General features: G+C 69.3%; 13 protein-coding genes. 7 read left to right on the forward strand and 6 right to left on the reverse strand.

Going from position 1 to position 17,931, the window contains the following annotated elements; all coding sequences use genetic code 11:
* Positions 1-57: 57 nt before the first annotated feature.
* The 5 genes from ACLZOT_RS29780 to ACLZOT_RS29800 all read left to right on the forward strand — a co-directional run bounded on the left by ACLZOT_RS29780 (position 58) and on the right by ACLZOT_RS29800 (position 5,157).
* Entirely contained in the window at positions 58-765 is a 708-nt protein-coding gene (locus ACLZOT_RS29780; protein ID WP_416972212.1) for a hypothetical protein, read from the forward strand.
* On the forward strand, positions 762-3,143 hold the full coding sequence (locus ACLZOT_RS29785; protein ID WP_416972213.1) for a Mu transposase C-terminal domain-containing protein: 2,382 nt from the start codon (positions 762-764) through the stop codon (positions 3,141-3,143). Before ACLZOT_RS29780 ends, ACLZOT_RS29785 begins: the two co-directional genes overlap by 4 nt.
* Positions 3,144-4,223, forward strand: coding sequence for an ATP/GTP-binding protein (locus ACLZOT_RS29790; protein ID WP_416972214.1), 1,080 nt, complete (start codon positions 3,144-3,146; stop codon positions 4,221-4,223).
* 116 nt (positions 4,224-4,339) lie between these two features.
* Positions 4,340-4,669 carry a hypothetical protein gene (locus ACLZOT_RS29795; RefSeq protein WP_416972215.1) on the forward strand — a complete coding sequence of 110 codons (330 nt, stop codon included), beginning with the start codon at positions 4,340-4,342 and terminating at the stop codon, positions 4,667-4,669.
* 83 nt (positions 4,670-4,752) lie between these two features.
* Complete coding sequence (locus ACLZOT_RS29800; RefSeq protein ID WP_416972216.1) at positions 4,753-5,157, forward strand: hypothetical protein; 405 nt, start codon at positions 4,753-4,755, stop codon at positions 5,155-5,157.
* On the opposite strand, the gene ACLZOT_RS29805 is transcribed toward ACLZOT_RS29800, so the two are convergent.
* From ACLZOT_RS29805 to ACLZOT_RS29820, 4 genes are read right to left on the reverse strand one after another with little or no spacing between them, the layout of a single operon-like run.
* Entirely contained in the window at positions 5,154-5,657 is a 504-nt protein-coding gene (locus tag ACLZOT_RS29805; RefSeq protein ID WP_416972217.1) for a Mov34/MPN/PAD-1 family protein, read from the reverse strand. The two genes, ACLZOT_RS29800 and ACLZOT_RS29805, sit on opposite strands and share 4 nt — an antisense overlap.
* Positions 5,654-6,931 carry a ThiF family adenylyltransferase gene (locus ACLZOT_RS29810; protein WP_416972218.1) on the reverse strand — a complete coding sequence of 426 codons (1,278 nt, stop codon included), beginning with the start codon at positions 6,929-6,931 and terminating at the stop codon, positions 5,654-5,656. The genes ACLZOT_RS29805 and ACLZOT_RS29810 overlap by 4 nt, the downstream gene beginning before the upstream one ends.
* Positions 6,925-7,500, reverse strand: coding sequence for a hypothetical protein (locus ACLZOT_RS29815; protein ID WP_416972219.1), 576 nt, complete (start codon positions 7,498-7,500; stop codon positions 6,925-6,927). Before ACLZOT_RS29815 ends, ACLZOT_RS29810 begins: the two co-directional genes overlap by 7 nt.
* Before the next feature lie 5 nt (positions 7,501-7,505).
* Complete coding sequence (locus ACLZOT_RS29820; protein WP_416972220.1) at positions 7,506-8,477, reverse strand: hypothetical protein; 972 nt, start codon at positions 8,475-8,477, stop codon at positions 7,506-7,508.
* Between the two features lie 360 nt (positions 8,478-8,837).
* Between ACLZOT_RS29820 and ACLZOT_RS29825 the strand changes: the two genes are divergently transcribed.
* Positions 8,838-9,974 carry a hypothetical protein gene (locus tag ACLZOT_RS29825; RefSeq protein WP_416972221.1) on the forward strand — a complete coding sequence of 379 codons (1,137 nt, stop codon included), beginning with the start codon at positions 8,838-8,840 and terminating at the stop codon, positions 9,972-9,974.
* Between the two features lie 14 nt (positions 9,975-9,988).
* On the opposite strand, the gene ACLZOT_RS29830 is transcribed toward ACLZOT_RS29825, so the two are convergent.
* The gene (locus ACLZOT_RS29830; protein WP_416972222.1) at positions 9,989-11,458 is read right to left on the reverse strand and encodes an SAVED domain-containing protein; all 1,470 of its coding nucleotides are present in this window, start codon (positions 11,456-11,458) and stop codon (positions 9,989-9,991) included.
* Positions 11,459-11,867: 409 nt separating this feature from the next.
* Here ACLZOT_RS29830 and ACLZOT_RS29835 point away from each other — a divergent pair, with 409 nt between their 5' ends.
* Positions 11,868-12,605 carry a hypothetical protein gene (locus ACLZOT_RS29835; RefSeq protein WP_416972223.1) on the forward strand — a complete coding sequence of 246 codons (738 nt, stop codon included), beginning with the start codon at positions 11,868-11,870 and terminating at the stop codon, positions 12,603-12,605.
* Positions 12,606-12,734: 129 nt separating this feature from the next.
* On the opposite strand, the gene ACLZOT_RS29840 is transcribed toward ACLZOT_RS29835, so the two are convergent.
* Positions 12,735-17,675 carry a hypothetical protein gene (locus ACLZOT_RS29840; RefSeq protein WP_416972224.1) on the reverse strand — a complete coding sequence of 1,647 codons (4,941 nt, stop codon included), beginning with the start codon at positions 17,673-17,675 and terminating at the stop codon, positions 12,735-12,737.
* Positions 17,676-17,931 lie beyond the last annotated feature (256 nt).

Raw genomic sequence — 17,931 nt, forward strand, 5'->3', positions numbered from 1 at the left:
GAGGCTTGAGTGTCGTGCCGAAGACTCGGCCGTGTGACACGGCGTGGGGAGCAGCCGATGGAAGTTCAGGTACGTCACCGCGACGACATCGGCCGTGAGCACCTGGTGCCGGCGCGCGCCCTGCGGGGGCTTCCGGTGGAGGAGTGGCCGGTGCTGCATGAGCAACGGGCTTACAAGGGGCGGAAGTCGAAGGTGCGGCAGTGGTGGTCGTCGACCACCAAGAAGGACATCAGCTGCAGATCAGCGGAGCACGCCTGTGCGGCCATGTTCCTCGACCGCGACCCGCGCGTTGCTTACCTGGCCGCGCCGTGCCTGCAGATCGAGTGGCAGGACAGGCACGGCTCGGGTGTGGTGCATCCGGCGTTCATGGCTCGCACGGTCGACGGGCAGCAGCTGCTCTACCTCTACTCCCCCGCCGGTGGGGAGCCGGAGGCGCACGAGGTGACCGCTGCGTGGGAAGCCGCCACGGAGGCGGGCTGGCAGGTGCACGTCGCCCGTGCCCCGGGCGGCCAGCTGCGCCGCAACGTGTATATCGTCTCCCACTTCCGCCACGACGAGTTCGCCGACGACTGGGCGCGCACCCTGCTGCTTGAGGCCTTCACCCGGCCGCTGCCCGTGGGCGAGACCGCTGATGCGGTAGACCTCCCGCCGGGGCGCGGCCGAGCTTGTAGCTGGTACCTGCTGTGGACGGGCGAGCTGACGACGCACTGGGAGCAGCCGCTGACACCGGACAGCCTGGTATGGGCGGCCGGGGTGGCGGCATGAGCGGCAACGTCCTGACCGCGCCCGCGGACGCCCCGGCGCAGCCTGCCGTCACATTGCAGCCGGGCATGACGGTCCGCTGGAAGTCCGGCCGCTACCTGGTGGGGGCGGTGCAGGGCGCCACCGTGCACCTGGCGGCGATGGACGAGGCCGGGCAGGACGCGCTGGTGTGGGTCTCCCATCTTGTCTCGGCCCCGGACTTCGCGGTGCTGATGGCTCATGGGGTGCCGCAGGAGCCGGAGCCGGTGGCGGATCTGTCGCTGTTGGATCGTCTGTCTCCCGAGCAGCTCAAGGAGGTGCGCTGTTGGGAGCGGCATGTCCGGGAGGTTTTGACCGGGCGCCCGGTCCGCGTTCGGGAGGGATCGTTCACGCCGCGGCGCGGCTACGACGTGGCGGTCACCACCCGCACCGCCCGCTATGCGTTGAAGGCCGCCGAGCTGCAGGCAGCCGGGCTTTCAGGTTCCGTCGCCACCGTGCAGCGCAAGTGCCTGGCCTACGAGAAGGAGGGCCTGCTGGGTCTTATCGACCGGCGATGGCTGCGCACCGGCAGTCCGCTCGGGAACGTGGACGAGCGGGTGCTGAAGGTGATCCGGAAGGAGCACAAGGCTCAGGAGGGTGAATCGAAGGGGACGTGGTCCCGGCTGCGCAAGCGGGTGCGCGCGGCGCTGCGCCGCAGTTTCCCGGAGGAGTACCGCAAGCTGATGCCTGCCCGCTCCACCTTCTACGACCTGCTGAAGCGGATGGGGATCTCGAAGGCCTCGTCGAGCGCGTCGGGCGGCGCGCAGGAAGATGCCCCGGAGCCGCCTTACGCGCCGGTGCCGGTGACGCTGCTGGGCGAGCGCGTGCAGATCGACTCCACCGGCCTGGATGTGCTCGCGCGCGGGGACGACGGGCGCCCCGTGTCGGTGGAATTGACCTACGGCATCGACCTGCTCTCGCGCAGCTTTGTCGCCGGGATGATCGTCCCGAAGTCGTCGGGCCGCAAGAAAGGGCCTGGCAGTCGGCGGCGCGGCGGACGCGGCACCAAGGCGCTGGATGCCACCCTGCTTTTGGGGCAGGCGATGGCGCCGCTGGCCGCACGCCCCGGATGGGCTCCCGAAGCGCTGGCGGAGAACTCCGACCTGCCGTATGCCCGGATGCTGGCCAGCGATCCACGGATGGCCGGTGCCGCCGCCCGCCCGGTGATCCGCCCCAAGACGGTCGTCGTCGACAACGCCAGGATCTTCAAGTCCCAGCACTTCCGGGACGCGTGCAGCATGCTGAACATCGACGTGGAGCCCGCCCGGGAGCGTACCCCCACCGACAAGGCCGTCATCGAGCGTGCCAACGCCACGATCAAGAGCGAGTTCTGCCAGTTCGTCGCCAACTACACCGGCAACAACCCGGCCGCCCGGGGCAAGAACGTGGGCAAGGGTCGGCTGTGGTCACTGAACCAACTACAGGATCTGTGGCACAAGTGGGTGGCCACCGAATATCAGCAGAGCCCGCACGAAGGCCTGCGCTCCCCGTTCTGGCCCGGCCTGGTACTCACCCCGAACCAGATGTATGCGGCCGCGGTGGCCGCGGAAGGCGGCGTGCCGCGGCCGGTCACCCTCGACGAGAGCCGCAAACTGCTGATCCACGCCAAGCGGATCGTCACCCGTGACGGCATCAAGATCGATAACCGGACCTATGTCAGCCATCGCATCCGCGACTTCAAGAACCGCCCCACCGGCGTCAAAGGACAGGGCCGACACTGGTCGGTCTACTACAACCCCTACGAGCCCAGCCGGGTGTGGCTGTATGACCACACCGTCAAAGACGATCCGGCCCGCAGCCCGTGGGTGCCTTTCGGCTTCAAGTATCAGCATCTGATCCACGACGCCTGGACTCAGTACCTGTGGGAGCAGGCCGCCCGCCTGTTCGCGGAGCGCACCGGTCGGGAAGGCAATGAGGAAGACATCGCCCGGGCCGTCGACGAGTTGCTGACCCGCGCCCGCAACGGCCCCTCCCCCACCCGCCATAGTGTTCCGGCGGCCGCGTTCGTCCCGCAGCCCGCCCCGGACGCCGAACCGCCCGTCAGCCCGTATGCCGGGATCGTGCCGGCCGCTCCCGGCAGTGTGGTGCCGGCGCCGTCCCTGAACGTCGCTGCCAAGGACCTCTTCCCCGGCCAGCGTGCCGCTCTGCCCACGATCACACCGACGCCCGTGTCGGCACCGGCCGAGGAGGCCACCTCGCCGCTTCGGCCGCCACGGCGCCGCCCGGTCCCGGGTGGCTCGCCCAGTCTGGCGGGCTCGGCCGGGGACATCTTCCGTGAGCTCTCCGCTCCCCCGTCACAGCCGCCCGTGCCCGAACCCGACACACAGCCGGGATCACCTGGCGACGAATCTCAGGAGATCTGAATGGATACGGTGCACTCCACCCGAAAGCCAGCTGGCCCCGCCTCACTGCCTGCCCTGTTCACTCCGCTGGATCCCGAGCTACTCACGGTGCGCGCCGGTTTGATGGACTTCGTGCACCGTCAGCTTGAGCCTCCGGACCTGCAGGACTGCGCCCCCAAGGGCACGGAGGTTACCGACACCGACCCGCGGATGATGTACCACGGAGAGCTGCTGCCTGTGTCCACCCCAGATGTGACGAGAGGTCTGAAGGACGCCCGGCGCACCCTGCGCACCAACCGGTTCCGGCCCGCCGGCAAACGCATGAGCATGATCATCGACGGGTGCGCCGGCAAGACCACCCTGCTGCTGCAGATCGGTCGCGCCTACCAAGGCATCCTGGAGCTCGAACGGCAACCGGACGATGAATGGACGCCCGTCGTCTACATCAACGTCCCGCCACGCCACGAGCACAACCTCGACTGGTCCCTGCCGTTTGCGGACTTCTTCAGCATGGACCACACCATCCACCTCGACAAACGCACCTACCGCAGCACCGACATGACCGAACCCGTCATCCACGCCATGCGGGAAAGCCGCACCTCGCTGATCCTCATCGACGGCATCGACCGCATCCACGACAACGACCTGACCGCCGCCTTCGACTACTTCGACTGCCTCCAGGCCCGCCTGCGAGTTTCCATCATCTACTGCGGCCGCGGCGCCACCGACATCGTCAACGAAGGCCTCCACAACCGCCGCCGCGGCGAACGCCTCCGCACCTCCGAGCAGTTCCGCAGCACCCTGCCCGTGATGCGGATCCGCCCCATCCCCTTCGGCAAGGGGCAGGAAGAAGGCTTCCGCAGTGTCCTGATGCGCTACGACGAAAACCTACGCCTCTACAACCACGTGCCCGGCGCAGGCAAGCTCCTCGACTTCGAGGAAGAACTCCACGAGCGGACCGGCGGCTACATGGACACCCTCGACCAACTCCTCTGCCAGACCGCCCAGCAAGCCATCGAGGACAAGGTCGAAGCCATCACCAAGGAACTCCTCGACGACATGCTCGTCGGCCGCAACGACCCCGACGACGACTGGGCCTAGCCAATCCGGCCCCCAACCGGTCACTACCGCGGCCGGAGGCCCGGCTGGCTCTCAGCCCGCGTGACGAAAGCCGCCTCTGCATCCGCCGAGGGGACGGGCCGGCCACGACACAGGAGATGATCACCATGCAGGAATCGGACATCATCACCGTCACCATCAGCGATGGCTCTCGTCTGGCGCTGCTGTTCAGCGTGGACAGCGATCCGTTGCACATCTCCGCAGCCCGTCTTGCCCGCTATCCCACGGTGCCACGGCGGCAAGCCGCCGTCCGGCGGGTACGGCCAACGGAGAAGGTGCTCATCGAGCGGGTCGGACGCCTGCTGCACACCGGGCTGGCCGGCCGCGCACCGCTCACGTACCAGGAGGCCGAGCAGTGCCTGGCAGATCTTGTCGACACCGTGAACCGGAACCTCGCCCGGCGCCAGCGGTCCGAGGCGGCAGTGTAATTCTGCGAAACGGATCTGCCGTACCGTTCTCCATGCAGGCCACGGTCCGATATGGGACCGGTCGTGGGCGGGATGATGCCTGCGTGGACGACCAAGGGAACCGGCTCGCTGGGGCCGGGGCGCAGATTCCCGCGCGGCTGCGTGCCGTCGGGCCGGGCTGGCATCTGCTGCTGGAACGCCTGCACACGCAGCTCAAAGTGGCCGTGCCCGGCTACCGGGTCACCGACGTGTCGGAGAAGGTCGGCGGCTTGCGCATCCATGTCACCACTGGTGAGCAGACCGTGCCCGAAGGCGTGAGGGTGTTGGTGGCGGCGTCCGTCGCGGAGGCGGCCACTACGTGCGAATTCTGTGGGGCAGTTGGGCGAGCGCGCTCACGCAAGGACGCCCCCGGAGGATGGATCAAAACGGTCTGCGACCCCTGTCACGCGGACTGGTCCGCCCACAAGATCCTGATCGTGAGCGGTGCCGTACGGCACCGCTCGGTCTAGCGGGCGGGGCCTTCTACGGGGCGCGACCCGACGGGGCCGTCGAGCCGCAGCTCCACCGGCGTGATCCGGTCGTGCTGGGCTGCCCAGGCCGCGCCGACCCAGCGGTGTTCGTAGCGGGCGAAGATGACTGCGATGACGCTGTGGAATCCCAGCTCAGGGTCGTCGAGGAGTTGGTGGTAGGTGGCGGTGTCGCGTGCGCTGGGGACCGGCCGACCGGTGGGGTGGGTATGCCATTCGCCGACCCAGACACTGCCGTCGACGGCGAACGCCCGGTCGGCGAGGGCCTGGGCGTGTCCCAGGTCGCGGAGGAAATAGGTGGGAGTGCGCACGGCAGCGGGGCCGGGGGTCCCGGCATGGTGGACGGTGACGGTGTCTTGGGCATGGTGTCCCAGCAGGATGCCCCCGGTCTCTGTGGTGTGGTCCGCCGTGCGCAGCTCGGTGGTGATGACCTGGGCGGCCAGCGCAGTGAGGTGGACGGTGGCGACGGGCCGCTGAGTCATGGTGCTTCGCAGGTGGGGCAGCCGGGCCGGGGCGGGGTGGCGTCGAGCCAGCGCAGTTCGACGGTGCGGTCGAGGTCGAACGGTGGGGCCCAGTCGGGTTGGCGGCGCAGGCCGAGCAGGGCGTGCTCGCCCGGCAGGCGCTGGTCGGGGTGTCCGGCGCGTTCGAGGAGGGTCGCGACGGCGATCTTGGCCGCGAGGTGGGCGACCAGGTGGAGGTCAGAGCCGACGGCGGTCATGGGACGGTGCCGGGTGCCGGTGCCGTAGCCGGCGTCCAGGGTGGGTTCGGGGTCGAGGCTGCCGGCCTCGGTGAGGTTGTGGCGCCGGCAGGTGAGACAGCCGTGCTGGGGCCAGGGGTGGAGTCGCAGGATCTCGCCGAGGGCGCCGTCTTCCAGGACACAGGCGAGAACGGCGGTGAGGCCGGCGCGGCGGGCCAGGTGGCCGGTGACACGGCGCGCCGCCACCCCGTCTGCCGCGCATACGACGAGGTCAGTGTCAGTGAGGAGAGGACGGATCCGGTCAGCGTGCTCGATGACGTCCAGGGCCCGGGCGTCGACTTTCGTGTCGGGACGCAGAGCGGTGAGCTCCTCGGCGAGAGCAGTGACCTTGTACCGGCCGGTGTGCTTGCGGGCGCTGGTGTGCCGGACGAGGTTGTGCCAGTCGAGCCGGTCAGGGTCGACGAGGGTGAGAGCACCGAGGCCGTAGCCGGCGAGGGCGTGCGCGGTGGCCGAGCCGATACTTCCGGCCCCGATGAGCATGATCCGCTTGCTCTGCAGCTCCTGCACGGGCCAGTGGTCGTTCAGTTGCTGGATACCGATGGTGTCGGGCTCGACGGACACGGCGACGGGCTGCGCACCGTCAGGCGTGACATGCCAGGCGAGAAGGTCCGGCAGATCGTGCTCGGGGTAGGCGTCCTTCAGCCCTGGGGCATAGGTGATAGCCACGTAGCCCGGTGCTCCGGGTGCTTTGTAGCCGTTGGGCACGGCGGCTCGGAATGCGTCGAGTTTGAGAGAGGTACCGCGTCGCGCCCTCAGGGCCAGCCACATCAGGTGCAGGTCGGGACTGGCGCTCAGCCACCAGCCGGTCGAGACGGGCGGGTAGCTGGCCAGCAGACGGTGCTCGGGTGACGGTTCCACCGGGAGGATCGCCTGGCCTTGTTGCGACAGGCCGCGTACAACGGCGTACTGCTCCGGGTCGTTGATGCGCAGGGACAGCCGTCCCCACGATCCCAGGGACCGTATTTGGGCTGCTGCCTGCTGCGGGATGAGGATCAGCACGCTGGGCGGTCCTGTCCGGCTGTGGCCTGGTTGCTGCGTTCGGTGCCGTCGGGCGGAGCTGGGGGCTGGGTGAGGAAGTGGTCGAAGCAGGGGTCGTCGACGATGCCGTTGGCGGACATCTGCTCGATCACGCCCGACTTCACCAGTGCGTATTCGACGCGCCAGCCGGCTGCTTTGAGCAGCAGGTCGACGACCGACTCGCGGCCCGTCCATATGTCGTCGCGCAGAAGGCACAGGGTGGCGTCACCGTTGACATGCCAGCGGTGCTGGGTCCACTCGTACGGTGCGGGCAACGGGTGCAAGGGGACGAGCCGGGGCGCCACCATGGGGTAGGCCTGGCTGTATTCGACGCGGAGAAGGAGTCCTTCATCGCCGATCCAGTCGGTGAGGTGCTCGGGTTCGGGCCGGTCGAACGGCCAGCGCGGCAGCGTGCCTTCCCAGCTTCCGGCGCCTTCGTTGTTCCAGGCGAGGCCGGGGAACCGGGTGGTGATCTCCTCGCGGTCGCGGTGGAGTCGGCGTGGTTCGCACGCCCACCAGGAGATGGGGGTGCGCTCGGCTGGGGTGGGCATGGTCGTCATCCCTGGGGGGCGTCCTTGATGGGGCGCGGGGTGATGAGCGCGGGCGCAGTGATCAGAGTGGTGGCCTTGGCCGGGGCGGCCGGAGCCGGGAAGTCCTCGCCGAAGATCTCCTGCCACAAGCGCAGCGCATGGTCGGTGTCGCCCTCGGCGGCCGCCGTGCACGCCCGCTCGGCGATGTCAGCAGCCTCGGCGAACGCCGCGGACAGGCCCGTACGGTCCAGGTCCGGCTGGATCTCCCCGCACAGATTGGCTGGGTCCCACACGCCTTCGTTGACCTGGACTGCGGCGGCGGTGAAGAACGTCTTCAGTCCCTCGGCCCGGTTGCCGGACTTGGGCATGCAGTTCAGGGCGAGGACTTCCATGACGAGGGACTTGATGCGCCCCTCGACCGGCACCGTGTGCCGCCACTGCTTGAGCACCCTCACCAGCGGCCGGAAGTACGACCAGGCGCGCTGGTGGTCGGCCACCTTGTCGATGAGGTACTCCGGGTCGGCCGGCACCCACCGGGTGTTGAGCTTCTCGGGGATGAGCAGTGCGCCGTCCTGGCGCAGCGCGGCCATGACGTCCACGGTGAAGGCATCCGGGTCGTCCGGGTCGTCAAGGAAGCACTTGACCGCGTGATTGCGCAGCAGGGTGTGCCTCACCACGTTGTCGTGGGTGCCGCTGCTCTGGCTCAGCAGCCGGTTGACCTGGCCGCGGATGTAGTCAAGGGCCTCTTCCGCGCTGGGCCCGTCGATTCCCCACTCGGGGTGCTCGTCGGGGTCGTAGATAGCGATGATGTCCACGTCGTGGATGGGCCTGAGTTGCGTGCTGCGGCTGAGCGAGCCGGAGCCGAACACCTCCAGGATGTCCGGCTCGCCTCGCAGGGCGGTCTTGAACAGGTCCCGGCGCTCGCGGGCGAGTCTGGTCTTCTCGATGTCCTCGTTGACGGTCTTCTGGAACGCGTCGAATGCGTCGTCGATCCCCATGCGGTGTGCCTCCTCGGGCGCGTCGTCCAGCCCGGGTGCACGCCGCAGCCGCAGGCTCCCGGAGCGGGTGCCGCGGCCGCAAACAGGCATCGATGGCTGCTCACTCACCACGGTAAGACCCACCACTGACAACGCCCCTCACGCCAGAGCTAGTTGATCATCAAGGGGGTGGGCGCCGGAACCGCGGGCTCGGCACGGGTGGCAGGTGCTGATCGACTGGACAGGGACAGTCCCTGCCGGGGCCGTCAGGCGGGGGCGCGGCATACTCCGATGCCGGGTATGGAACGCTCGCGTCTCTCGACGCAGGATCACAGCAGGACCCTTCAGCCGAGGCGTCCCAGGCCGAGGAGCGGGGTTCACATGAGGTGGCTCGGGCAGTTGAGGCGGCTGGTGCTCTCCCGGGAGGGCGGCGGCACCGTGCTGATGGCGGCCTGCACGGCCATCGCGCTCGGTGTCGTGCCCAACATCCTGGAGCAGTGGACCAACCGGCCGTGGGTGTTCGGCGTCGTCTTCGCCGGTGCCCTCGTCCTGGTACTGGTGGGGTGGGTGCTGCAGCGCCCGCGCGGACTTGGCGTGGTGGTCAGCCTGTATCCGTCAGACCGCACGCAGGCCTCGCGGGTCGTGGCTCTCAAGAACGCTTCCCGCCGCGCGCACAGTGCGACACTGGTCGTCGATCGCGCGGTCCTGTGGCCCGGCGAGCGCTTCGTGCAGGGCCGTTCGGGCGTCGTCGACTTCGTCGCCCGGCTCATCGATGCGCAGGTCGAAGAGCTGCGGGCAGCCGGTGGGACGGAGCCCGAGGTCGCGCTGTACGTGCTCGCTCACCTGCAAGACGGGTTCCTTCTGGGCCGACGTCTGGCCGACGATGCCCAGTTGTCACTGGCGGTGATGCACCTGTCGCAGCAGGCCGGGCGCTCGGTGATCCCTGGAGTCGGCCTGGGCAGCTCGCTGCGTGCCGTGCTCGGCTCCCATCAGCGCGGCCAGGTGGGCCGGCACCTGGCGGCTCCCGCGCCCGGCCGTCCGCAGCTGGTGGCGATACCCGAGGCAGCAGGACAGCAACGTCATCGGATCGCGCTAATCGTGCGCTTGGCGTCTGCCGGTTCCATGGTCGATGACGCCCGCCACGTGGCGGTAACCGGGCAGGTCACCTACGGGCCGGGACACCACACCGGCTACCGCCTGCCGTCCCCGGGCGCGACCAGTGCGAACGGCCCGTGTGGTGCCTACCTCGTCATCGACACCGGCAACGCCTACCTGCCCGACGATTCCGCTCTCTACGCCGTGGTGACCACCTACGTCTGGGAGTGCTGGCAGGCCGCGCGGCAGGAGTGGGCGCAGCGTCTCGGCGGGGCCAGCGCGGTGGAGGGGCTGCTGTTCTTCCACGGCCCCCTGCCGATCGCTGTGGCGCTGGGCTGGCTGACGGCCCGCGACCGGCTCACTCTGGTCCACCACGACCTGCACCTGGCGCAGGGCACGCCGCCGTCGGCGGCTGGGTTGTAACGGCTTGCCGAGGTTCACGCGTCGATGACGAACGCCTTCTCGTACACCTGCTGCGCGTTGACGTCCTCGTACACGGTGGTGGGGCGCAGACGGTTCCACCGATTGCCCAGCAGCAGGGACAGGCCCATGGGCCCGGCCTGGAAGAGGTGGATCGCCGGGTGTGCACGGCAGGCACGCCGCAGCAGGTCCCGGATACCGACAGCCAGGGCGTTGGCCGCTCCCGCGTCCGGGACGGAGTTGTCCTTCGCTCCCCCGGGCGGGCGCAGGACCAGCAGATGGGATACGGGAACCTGCTGCTCACGCAGGAAGTCCAGCACGTCCTGTGTCGGGTCCATGGCGATCGCGACAGCCACGGCAAGATCCGGTCCGAGATCGAGGGCGTGCTCGTCAACGGCCGGCGCCAGCGGAGCCTCGTACGCCTCGTCGGACGACCACAGCTGGTCGCGCTGGGCCACGGCCAGGTCGACGCCGGTCACCATGCGAAAAGCGGCGCCGACCACGAATGCGGGTGCCAGACGCAGGCTGCCGGTGACGGCGACCGCGGCCGTGCCCGGCGGCATCCGATACGGTGCCGCTTCGATGTCCTCCTGCAACTGCGCCCAGGTCGCCGGGGCCTGCGGGCGCCGCTTCACGTACGGTGAGTCGCCCTCGAAACGGTCCACCCAGTCCACCGCGTAATCGGCGTCCTCCGCCATCGGATCCGGCTTCAGGGTGGCGATGGACACCACTGCGCGGGAGGAGCCGACTTCCAGGCGCAGAGACCGGATCGCCTCTCTGATGTCTGCAAGGGGCAACCGGCGCTGCCCGTCGGCGACTTGCCGCGCCACCCAGTCCGCTCCGGCGTGCACCGCTTCCTCGTCGAACCGCAGCCCTGTGGCGACCATCAGCATCCGCAAGTGCTCGTGCAGGTGCATCACGTCCCGTGCCAGGTCGAAGCGCAGCACCTTCAACAGGTCCAGCAGCCGCTCCTCGCTCAGCCCGGCGCCCTCGGCCCAACGTCCGCGCGCCTGCCCCTTCTTCGATCTCGGGCCCTGCTGCGCCGCCTTGGGCACCAGCAATTGAGTACGGGAATCCCGCAGCGAGATGAGCGGGTCCTCGGCGTCCGGGGACCGGTTGCTCAGCAACGCGAGATCGACCGGCGTGCCGTCCTCGGTGAGCTGCTGCCAGGCTTGCGCCAGCTTCCGCAGGATCGACGGGCCACCCTGGTCGCTGAGCTTGAGCAGGTAGTCCTCGTTGACCGGGGTGGAACTGTCCGCGGCGTACTTGACCTGCATGTAGGTGTGCGGCGGCGTCTTTCGGTACAGGACGACGTCATCCACGTTTCCCACGCCGTCGACCTCGACTCCGACCGCCACCACCGGGTTCGGTGCGCGCAGCTCCGCATCCCGGACCGCCGTGACGCACCCCTGCCACGCCACCAGCCACTGATACCGGTCACCGGCGATACGAACCCCCGTCGAACTCGGGGCTGGCAGGTCAGGCACCGAACACGATCTCCCACTCAAGCGGCCACCACACCGCAACCAACAACACGCTCAGTAGAACATCACCCGCGTCCGCCACACCCGCAAACGGCCGTACCGGAAGTCCATCGCGCCCCTGAGGTGCCAGGCGCGCCGAGGCCATCGATCACGCCCGCCGACGCCACAAGCACTCCACGAAAGATCGCTAAGAGCCCGCAAGCGGGCCGCCCAAGTCGCCCTGATCACCGCTACATAACACGTCCAGGAGCACTTGATGTCAGTCCAGGGCATGTTGCGGTGAGCCAGGTCAGAGAGCTCCAAATCAGAGAATCTGCAGGTCAGCCGCTTCCGGACATCGTCCGCATGTTGTTGAAGCCCCGCAGGTCAAGAAACACTCAGAACGCCAAGATCACTTCATCTGGCCCTGGTCGTGACAGCGGCGGGCGACGACGCGCTCCGGCAGGTCGCCCGGGGCGGGAACTCCTGGGCGCTGGAGCGGCTGCTGCGGCGGCTGCGCGAGCGCGGGCAGGACCAGGAGGCACAAGCGCTGCTGGACAGTGAGGCGGAGCGGGGCACCCCGTGGGCGCTGTGGGTGCAGGCGCACCGTGCTGTGCACGACGGAAAAGTCCCCGACGACGTCCGTCGCACGCTGCTGGAGCGTGCGGCAGCTGCCCGTGTGGGGCAGGCCGTGAGGACGCTGATGGAACGGGCCGAGCTGGCTGGCTTGCGGGAGGAAGCCGACCAGTGGGCGCTGTACGCCGCCGCCCGCGGCTACACCACGCCGCTGTGGAAGCTGGTGAAAGGCCGCGAGGAGGCCGGCCTGGGGGAAGAGGCCGAGCAGCTTGCCTGGAGGGCACCAGCCGGCCAGCGGTCGTGGACGCTGTGGCGCCTGGCCCAGGGCCGTGCCGGGGAGCAGGCCATGCCCTTGCTGCGGCGCGCCTACGACGAGGCTCTGGCGTGGGCGCCAGGCATGCTCGCCGAACGCCTGGAAAAGGCAGGTCAGTTCGTCGAGGCCGAGCGCCTCGCGCGGCAGGCTGCCGACGCGGGTGACCGGCAGGCACTGGAAGAGCTGGCCGCACGGCGCAAGGATGATGATCCCGACCGGCAGTGGCAGGCGCTGTTGGCGAACGGGCTGGCAGCCGAGGGGGCTGCTGCCGCCCCCTGGTGATCTTCCGGTGCGGTGCTGGGTTGCTTCGTCACGGCAGGTGCCTTGGCGGCTGGGGCGTCATGCGGGGTTCCTGGCGTGCCCGGCAGGCCGGGGCACAGCGTTGGAGTGGCCCGGGCAGCCTGGGTGGGGTTATTCGTCGATGCGTTGTAGATCGACAGCCTTTCGGTCGCCGGATGCGGCAAGGCCGTCGACGATCCGGCGCCATCGGCTCAGTGTGACGGTGTCGAGAAGGGCGGTTTCGCGGAGTTCGGTCAGCCAGCGGGTGACGTACCAGCAGTGGTTGGCGAAGGCGTCGTAACGGCCGTCGATCATGTGCTCCAGCCATGCCAGGCCTGTGGCGCACTGCCAGGTGGAGGGGGCGGTGCGGGCGAAGCGGGCCAGCGCGTCGGCGGCCATGGGTTCGCCGCGGGCCAGGTCGAGCCATCGTTCGGCCGCCTCACCGAGGGCATCAGGCGCGAGCCAGTCGCTGTTCGCGCGGGTGAGGGTCTCGTCGAAACGAGGGTCAGCAGTGCGCGGTTGCGGAGTCGGCAGGAGGGCGGCGATGGCGTAGTCGGCCCATCGTTCGCTTCCTCGGCCCAGGTCGGCGCCTGCGTCGAGGGCGTCGAGCGTGGTGGTCATGATCAGCGGCCAGACGACCGGGAGCAGGGCACGCAGCTGAGGGTCGTAGGTGCTCAGGGTGGCGGCGTCGTTCAGCAGTTGCTGCAGGGCGTTGGCGTTGGCGGCGAACGAGCGCAGGTGCGCGGTAAGGGGTCCTTCGGTGCCGTCGGCGGTGAGGGTGATGAGGGCGCGGACGACGAGTTCGCGTTCGGGGCTGTTGTATCCGGCGTAGCCCTCGGTCATCCAGTGGTCGGTGCCGTTGCGGTGCGCGTCCATCAGCGCCGGGAACAGGGCGGTGGCGTGCTCGGTCAGGCAGGCGGTGTGGCGGGCGGCGGCGGTGCAGGCGATCGGCATGGCGAGCCGGTTCACGAGCAGGCCGGTGGGCGGGACGGTGGGCAGGGTGTCGGTGTAGGGGGGTGGCAGGAACTGCGGCGGGCGGTTTCCGGATTGCCAGGGGCCGAGGCGGCAGTGGCCGAGAGCTGCTTGGACGGCGGCCCACAGGGGCTTGTGGCGTCGGCAGGGGGTGGTCTCGTCCGCTTCCGCGCAGGGAGCTTCCCACACGGGGGTGCAGCCGGCGGCGAAGAAGGTGCGGATGCCGTCCGGCCACGCGGCCAGGGCGGTGATGGTCCGCTCCATGCGGTCGTGGGCGATGCCGAGGTGGTCGAACGGGGCGAGGAGGAGGGAGGGGAGGGCGCGGGCGGCCGAGGCGGAGGCGGCCATCGGATATACCACCCAGGTTTCGTCGTCCCCGCTGTCGACGGGCGCGGTGGTAGGGGTGTCGAGGAGGATGTCGGCGGCCCAGCGCAGGTCGTCGTCGGGGACGACGGTCAGCCCCCGTGCGTGGCTGATGACTGCGGCGGCCGCGACGGCGGCCGGGGCGTCCTGCGGGTGCAGGGTGCCGAAGGAGGGCGGATCGGCGGCGATCTGTCGTGCGAGCTCGAGATCGGCGAGAAGCGAGTCGGTGGGCCATTGTTCGGGCTGGGTGTCCTCGTCGCCGTAGGTGTGCTGCAGGCGCAGGGCTTCGCTGCCGGCAGCCGCCTGGGCTGCGAGCGGGGCGAAACTCTCGGCGACTTCGGCGGGAGGCGTGTACTGCAGGACGGTCTTGTTGTCGGCGGTTCGGTAGGCGGGGTGGTTTTCAGGCCGTAGCAGCGACGCCCATCCCTGGACCCTGGTGAGTTGCCCGTCGGGGTCTTCGCCGAGTTCGGCGCGCGCATTGGCGATCAACCGGTCGGCGACCTCGGTGAGGGCGTCCAGTCGTTGTTGGTCGCCTGTGATCATGGCCTGCTGGGTCAGTTCTGCGGCGGCTTCGCGCGGGGTCGTCGTGCGCCGGTGGGCGCCGACCACGTCGTCCGGCTCGGCTCCTCGCACGTGGAAACGGCCTTCGGCGCTGGTCCTCGATGTCTCCAGGCTCCACACGGACGGTGAGGTGAGCCAGACGTCCAGCAGGTTCCCGGCGTCGTGGAGACGGCGGACGAGTAGGCCGACGACCAGGCTGGCCATGGCGAGATTGTTGCAGCCGCGCAGCAGCAGGTGCACGACCTTCTCGTAGGGGATCCCGGCTGCGATGAGGCTGTCGGCGCACCGTTCGACCGCCATCAGGGCGCTCATGCACGGGTGGGGTCCGACGGTCGAGCCGCGGTACCAGCCCCATACATGCTGGTCCCCGACGAAATGGCGGGGTCCGATGCCGGGGATGTCGAGGCTGATTCCCTGCAGCGGGGCAGCCGGTTCGTCCTGCGGGGTACGGGCACGGAACGTCGCTGCGTGGTCCAGCATCCGGTTGATCATGTCGAGGGTGTCGGCGGTCAGGCTGTGCAGAAGCCAGTAGAACGGTCCGAAGTGCCAGGCGGCGAACGGCGGGCCGAAGCCGGTCTGGCGGCTGTGGCGGCGGATCCCGTCGTCGTGCAGGCCCCCGCCGCCCCAGCGGTTTCGCCTGGGCTGGTGGATGTAGTAGGCCTCGGTGAGGTCCAGGAGCAGCCGCGGATGGGTCCGGGCCATGGGAATGGCGCCGAATGACTCCACGGCGGCCGCCAGCTGTCCTGGGGCTTGGGCTGCAGTTTCCCGCAGCCACTGTTCGCTGGCTTCGTCGGTGTCAGGCCCCAGGGTGGCCAGGGCCTCGACGGCGAAGTCGTCGTAGTGTTCCGGGTGCATGGCGAGGACGTGGTCGCGTACCTGCTGGCGCAGTGGGTCGGGGTGCTGGGTGTCGCGGGCCATGCCGCGCAGCCACGCCAGCACGAGATGGCGGATGGTCTTGCCCATCCCTTGTGAATAGCGGTTGTTCTGTCCCAGGTCACGGTCGGTGCAGTAGGTCAGGGCTACTACTGGTGCGAGGGTGAAGGGATCCGCGATGGTGCTGGTGACGTAGCGCAGGTCGGCGAGGCGCAGGAGGGTCTTGAGTCCGCTGTGGTCATCGGCGGTCAGGTCGTCCCAGACGCTGTCGATCGCGCTCTGGGCGTTGCCGAGGGTGAGGAGTGCTTCCATCGGGACTTCCGTCCATCGCTGCCCCTCTTGCCCACCGAACTGCTGGAATTCGTGGCACAGTTCGCGCCAGGCGGCCGCCGGGTCCCCCGCCAGCAGCTTCACCTGGCAGGCAAGCCGCGCTGCGCGGATGGTCCAGCGGGGCGCTTTGGCTTTCCTCAAGGGTTCCCAGCCTGCGGTGAGGAACAGGCGGCACAGGGCGAAGTCGCGCATCAGGTCGGTAGCGAACTCGTCGCCTGCGGCGAACGCCGGATTGGCTGGCGCGCGCAGCACCGCATCGGATCGCAGTCGCGGCAGGGCCCGTGCGCTGGTGGGTGTGCTGTCCGGCAGCTTGAGTGCGCGGCGAGCGACGGCGAGTACGGCATGCTCCCGGTCGTCCGGTGACACACCCCCGGGAAGGTACTCCTCGTCGTTTCGGACGAGACCGTTCCACACGGCAGCGAACACATCGGCTTCAGACAGCAGTGTGCTGGTCTCGGTGACCGTGCCGGCCCGCAGCAGGACATCGACCAGGCCCGGCCGGCCGACCAGCCACTCGGCTTGTGCGTCGGCGCTGAAGCGGATCAAGGTCTGGAAGGTCTCGACGAGGCGGCGGCGCTCGGCGAGGGTGAGCCGGGGTACGTGGTGCTGGGCCACCGTTTCAGGGCGGTCTGCTTGTGACGCAGCGGCTTGCATCACCTCGCACACCCGTGCAGACCCGTCGTTGCGGGTGACGGCGACCACCCCGAGCCCGGCCCTGAAAGCAGCGGTGGCGACTTCTCGAAACAACTCGCGGCGGCCTTCCAGAACGGCTTCTGCACCGTCGATCACGAGCAGGCGGACCTTGCTGGTCTCTCCCGCCGCGAACACGTCCGCCAACGGGCGCCCGCCCAGCAGGTGTTCGACCTGGGCCACCGACTCGGGAAGGTCCCGCAGGCTCAGGCAGGTCACCGCCGCGCCGTGCTCGGTGAGCTGTTTCGCGGTTCGGATCGTCAGAGCGGACTTCCCGACGTCGGGCTCCCCCGTCACCACCAGTCCCGAGCCTGCCCGGCCAGTCCGGTTCATCGTGTCGGCGAGCCGCGCCCGCTCCTCGCTCCGGTCCAGTTCCAGCCGCACATCGCCGGCCTGCAAGTCCGGTGGGGTCCCTTCCCGCAGGCGACGCGCCATGCTGTCCAGCACCGACCAGGCCGGGCGGTAGGAAGGGGGCCGGCCGAGCGGGAAGCCGCTGAGCTCGCGGCGCACCAGCGCCTGGTCCAGGGCCGCGGCAGACGAGGCCCAGGCACCGGAGCGCTCAGCCAGGCGAGCGAAGACGTCATCGGCTGTCGTCGTCGCTTCATCGGCCACGATGCGCCGCAGCGCGGAGACGGCTGTGGTCCGGTCGGACTCGTCCACGCCCTCCAAGCGCAAATGCCGTACCCGCAACGCCATCAGCCACCGCCAGGTCAACTCACCGGCGTCGACGTGCGAGAGAGCTGCATCGTCCTTGGAGGCCGCAACAGCCAGGGCGTCCAGATGCTTCAGACGGGCCCGCACCGCAGTGTTGGCCACCCCGGGACGCTCGACAGCGGTCCGGAATCCGTCCGCAGAGGACACGGACCGCGCGATCCGGGCCAGCGCGTCGGTCTGCTGCACAGCCGTGCTCGAGACACCGACCGCGAGCGCCACCCGCCAACGTCCTGCCGCCACCTCGTCCCAGTGTTCGGTCACCACCCGCAGGAAGGACCGCACCAACGGAACCGACTTCTCATCGCTCGTGGTCAGGTCCGGGTTCCTGCGCACCCCGATCGACACTCGCCGCACCTGGCCGTCGCGGGTGCGGCCCTCCACCACAACATCGTCGATCGGACTGATGTAGCTGGCCTGCAGGCGCACCGAGTGCGGGACGACATCGTCACCGAGCTCGCTGATCGGATCCTCGGTCAGCAGGGCGGCAACCAGCGTCGCCGCATAACGGTGCTCGAGCCAGACACCGCCCCCACCCGTCGCGTACGGAGAGGAGGCGTCGGTCGTCGGCACACCCACAAGCTTACGAGCCGTCACCGACATCCCATTGCCGATCCCCGGTACGGGCCGTCGCAAACAGCCCCTTCCCCGCGCACGAACCCTGGAGCCCTGCCCTGCACCAGAAGTAGGACCGACGATCTTCCGCCTGGATCATTCACGCTGGCCAGCGCGGCATTTCTGACAGGTCATCCACATTGCGATCTTCGACCTGCATCCCTGCCGGGGACTTGGGCCGGGCGCACTGGAGCGGTTCCGTCTTGCGAGCCGC

Source organism: Streptomyces sp. 4F14 (assembly GCF_048159485.1).
Taxonomy (GTDB): domain Bacteria; phylum Actinomycetota; class Actinomycetes; order Streptomycetales; family Streptomycetaceae; genus Streptomyces.